At 61.4% G+C, this 3,936-nt stretch carries 5 protein-coding genes; all 5 read left to right on the plus strand.

The genetic code is table 11. The features are described 5' to 3' along the window. Positions 1-208: 208 nt before the first annotated feature. Positions 209-1,282 (plus strand): oxidoreductase, encoded by a 1,074-nt coding sequence (locus BN871_RS25980; protein WP_048750083.1) that lies wholly within the window; start codon positions 209-211, stop codon positions 1,280-1,282. A gap of 311 nt (positions 1,283-1,593) precedes the next feature. Next, the gene (locus BN871_RS25985; RefSeq protein ID WP_069202477.1) at positions 1,594-2,151 is read left to right on the plus strand and encodes an RNA polymerase sigma factor; all 558 of its coding nucleotides are present in this window, start codon (positions 1,594-1,596) and stop codon (positions 2,149-2,151) included. After that, positions 2,148-3,101, plus strand: coding sequence for a DUF4871 domain-containing protein (locus BN871_RS25990; protein WP_021880624.1), 954 nt, complete (start codon positions 2,148-2,150; stop codon positions 3,099-3,101). The genes BN871_RS25985 and BN871_RS25990 overlap by 4 nt, the downstream gene beginning before the upstream one ends. A 49-nt stretch (positions 3,102-3,150) precedes the next feature. After that, entirely contained in the window at positions 3,151-3,387 is a 237-nt protein-coding gene (locus BN871_RS25995) for a hypothetical protein (RefSeq protein ID WP_048750085.1), read from the plus strand. A gap of 100 nt (positions 3,388-3,487) precedes the next feature. Beyond that, positions 3,488-3,936, plus strand: a 449-nt coding sequence (locus BN871_RS26000; RefSeq protein WP_232313366.1) for an ABC transporter ATP-binding protein, incomplete at its 3' end; no start/stop codon positions are given.

Consider the following 3,936-nt stretch of genomic DNA (forward strand, 5'->3'; position numbering starts at 1 on the left):
TTGTACGCCCGTCTCGCCGGCATGCAGGTATGACCGGGCTGCAGAGCCCGAGCGGCCGATCCGTCCGGGCCGGGGCCGGCATGCCGGCTTGACCGGGCTGAGGAGCCGAGCGGCCGATCCGTCCGGGCAGAGGCTTGGTCCTGGTTCCGGGAGGCGGCCTACGGGTAAGGATAAGTACCCTAATCCTACCGAAACGGAGGCAATCATCATGGGCATACGAACGGGATTGATCGGATACGGCCTGTCAGGCTCGGTATTTCACGCCCCCCTCATCGCAGCCGAGGAAGGCTTGCAGCTGACCGGAGTCGTCACCTCCCAGACGGACAAAGTCCGGGAGGATTACGAGAATGTCGACGTGTATGAAGACGTGGAAGCGCTGCTCGGCAGCGGAGTGGAGCTGGTCGTCGTGGCCAGCCCGAATACGCTGCACTACGAGCATGCCAAGAGCGCCATTCTCGCGGGCAAGCATGTCGTGGTGGAGAAGCCGTTCACCAATACGGTGCGGGAGGCGGAGGAGCTGATACAGCTGGCGCGGGACAAGGGCGTCCTGCTCAGCGTTTTCCACAATCGCCGCTGGGACAACGACTTCCTCACCGTGCGCCAGGTGCTGGATTCCGGCACGATCGGGCGGATTTCCGTCTACGAGGCGCATTACGACCGCTATTCGCCGGAGGTGGAGGTCGAGACGAGGTGGCGGGATCAGCCGCTGCCCGGCTCCGGCATTCTGTATGACCTTGGAGCGCATCTCATCGACCAGGCTGTGCAGGTTCTAGGCAGCCCGGATTCGATCTGGGCCGATCTGCGGCTCGACCGGGAGGAAGCGGAGACGGTGGACTATTTCCACCTGGTGCTCGCCTATCCCCAGTCGCGGGCGATTCTGCGGGCCGGCACGCTGGTCCGGCAGGCGGGGCCGCGGTTCATGGTCCATGGCGATCTCGGCAGCTATATCAAATACGGGCTCGATCCGCAGGAGGATCAGCTGAAGGCCGGCCTGCGGCCGGGCGACGCCGACTGGGGTGCGGATAAGGAGGAATGCTACGGCGAGCTGACGACGGCCGTCGGCGACCTCACCATGCGCACCAAGATCGATACGCTGCCCGGCAGCTATCAGGAGTACTATCGGGGAATCGCGGAGGCGATCTCCGGCGGAGGCAAGCCTCCGGTCCGCGCGGAGGAAGCGCTGGAGGTCATCCGGCTGATCGAGGCGGCGCATCGCAGCGCCAGGGAGCGAAGGGTCATCGATCTGTCTCCTGTACCCGGCGAAGCCGCCCAAATAGACTAGGCTCTTGCATGAAGGCAGGAGCCGGCCGTTCGGGAACGGAATTTTGGAAAGGCTAAAACACCGAAGGCATCCCGGCACGCGACCGTTTCTCCGGCTATCGGCGGAAAACGGTCTTTTTGCTGTTCCAGTATCGCCGAACCTGCGGCACAAACGGAGGAAATCTCCGCCTGGGCAGGCGGACAGGAAGCGCTCGGAGCGGTTCCCGGGGCATGCCGCGCGCGAAGCGCGGCAGATTTCTTTGTGATGCCATTTTCATGAAAATGGAACCGATCGTCCTTCCAAGCGGTCCTATATGCATAAGGGGGGCGGCCATGTCGGAAGAACTGGACTATATCAAGCATCTGGCTCCTGGGTTTGATCGCGGCAGAGTGCTGCAGGATCTGATGAATCATTTCGGAGACGACGTATGGAGGTTCGCCTATTTTCTGACGCGCCGGGCCGATGCTGCGGACGATCTGTCCCAGGAGGTATTCCTGTCGGCCTACACCTCGCTGCATGCGTATCGCGGGGACGGCTCCGTCAAGGGCTGGCTGCTCAAAATTACCCGCAATAAAGCTCTGCACTACTTGCAGAGCGCCTTCGTCCGCAAGGTGACGCTGACGGATATGTTCAAGGCATCCGGCAGCGCTCCCGGCGCCGACACGGTTTTTTTCGACCGGATGGAGAGCCGCTCGCTGTGGGAGGCGGTCATGAGCCTTCCGCGCAAATACAGGGAGCTGCTCATTCTGGATTATCATTACGGCTTGTCTCGGAGAGAAACAGCCGATTTGTTGGGAGTGCCGGAGGGCACCGTCAAGTCGAGGGCGCACCGGGCTCGAAAGAAGCTGGCCCAAATGCTCGACGGAGAGAAAGGAGCCGTGGGACCATGAAGGAGCGGGAAGAGGCATGGGCAGAGAAGATGAAGGCATCTCCGTTCGGTTCGGCCCGGTTCACCGGGGAGATGAGACAGGCCGTGAACCGGAAGCTGCAGGAGCGGACCGGCAACGGGCTTGTCCGAAGCCGAGCTCGGCGGAGGGGGCTGGTGTTGTCCGCCCTCATTCTGGCTGCCGCCTGCATGGCTGGAATAGGGCTGCTGCCTCTGGGCGACGGAGCCGGCCGCCAGGCTCCGGCCGGCTGGGAGGAGCAGCACGCTTATCCGGAAGAAGGCAAGCCCTTATTCTCCGTTTATCCGGAGCCTGAAGCCAAAGCGGGCATCATGCAAGGATACCTCTTTTCCTTTACAGCCCCGTTCCATACTTTTGCGGGAAAAAGCCTGGAGGTGCTGGCGGTGCACGGAGCTTCGGGGCTGCAGGAGACGGTTCTGTCCGAAACGATCCGAAATCCCGACAGCGGGTATGAGGGATTGCAGAGGCATGGAATGCAGTTCACCCTCCCCCTGGGAGGACTGTGGAGGCTCGACGTGCTTCTGGACGGCGTTTCTTACGGCCATGTGACGATCGCCTTGCGCGAGCCGGATTGGGAGGCCAGTCCCGAGTTCCGCTCCGGCACCTATTTCATGCGCGGCGTGGAAGGGAAGGCGGCCTTCATCGACGCCGGCTTCACGGCGGGCATGCCTCAAAAGTACATGTGGCATTTCTGGGGGAATGAGGAGGAGTTCAAGGGAGGCTTCGAGGTGAAGGCGCTCAAGGAAGGAAAGGTACAGCCGGTCGAGGTCTATTCGGCGAGGCCGTTTCTATCCGGCTCCTTGAACGGAGCGGACCGGACCGCCGTGACCACGATGTCGCTGCCCGAGCCGGGACGCTGGCGGCTGCTTCCTTACGTGGGCGGCAGGCTGCTGGATACGATCGTCGTCGATGTGAAGCGGCCGGGCAAGGAATGAGAGCGCGGATGGGAAGCAAGCGGGCGAGGAGAGGAATTGCGGATTTGATGTGAACGAGGGATGGGAAGCAAGCGAGAAGAAGGACCGCCATGGGGCGGTTCTTTTTTTGTTGCATGGCGATGGAGGGAAGAATTGGGCGGTCTATCTGCGGCAGGGAAATTCCAGGGGGAGCTGGAGCGGGACATTCCCTTTCAGTTCGGAGAAGGAACAAACGGAGAGACTAATTCATCGTTTGCAGGATTCCGGTCATCCGATTGAGCTTGAAAAACAAGCAAAAACAACATAAATTAAAAGATAAAACAACAAAACACACAATATTAACTTGTTTTTGACATCCCATTTACACTTCGGTCCTATCATGAAAGCAAGAACGAGCAGGATGGAGGATGACCATGGCAAGGGAAGGATTGACGGCACGCGGAGTAGGCAAATCATTCGGCGCCTTCGAGGCGCTCGGCGGAGTGGACGTGCACGCTCCCGAGGGGAAGCTCACTTGCCTGCTGGGGCCGAGCGGCTGCGGCAAGACGACGCTGCTGCGCATCCTGGCGGGGCTTGAGCAGCCAGACCGGGGCGAGGTGGCGCTGGGCGGACGCAGCCTGACGGGAGTGCCCGCCTCCAAGCGGCGCTTCGGCTTCGTCTTCCAGTCCTATGCGCTGTTTCCGCATATGACGGCTGCAGGGAATATCGCATACGGGCTCAAGGGGAATATGCCAAGGCGGGAAATAGGTGCAAGAGTGGACGAGCTGCTGAAGCTCGTCCGTCTGGAAGGGGTTCGGGACCGTTATCCGGCCCAGCTCTCCGGCGGCCAGCAGCAGCGTGTGGCGCTGGCCCGCGC

Source organism: Paenibacillus sp. P22 (assembly GCF_000469945.2).
GTDB lineage: Bacteria > Bacillota > Bacilli > Paenibacillales > Paenibacillaceae > Paenibacillus_O > Paenibacillus_O humicus.

What these genes read in the sequence shown, in the direction of transcription:
- BN871_RS25980 (WP_048750083.1), top strand. Translation starts at nt 209, where the DNA reads ATGGGCATACGAACGGGATTGATCGGATACGGCCTGTCAGGCTCGGTA.
- BN871_RS25985 (WP_069202477.1), top strand. Translation starts at nt 1,594, where the DNA reads ATGTCGGAAGAACTGGACTATATCAAGCATCTGGCTCCTGGGTTTGAT.
- BN871_RS25990 (WP_021880624.1), top strand. Translation starts at nt 2,148, where the DNA reads ATGAAGGAGCGGGAAGAGGCATGGGCAGAGAAGATGAAGGCATCTCCG.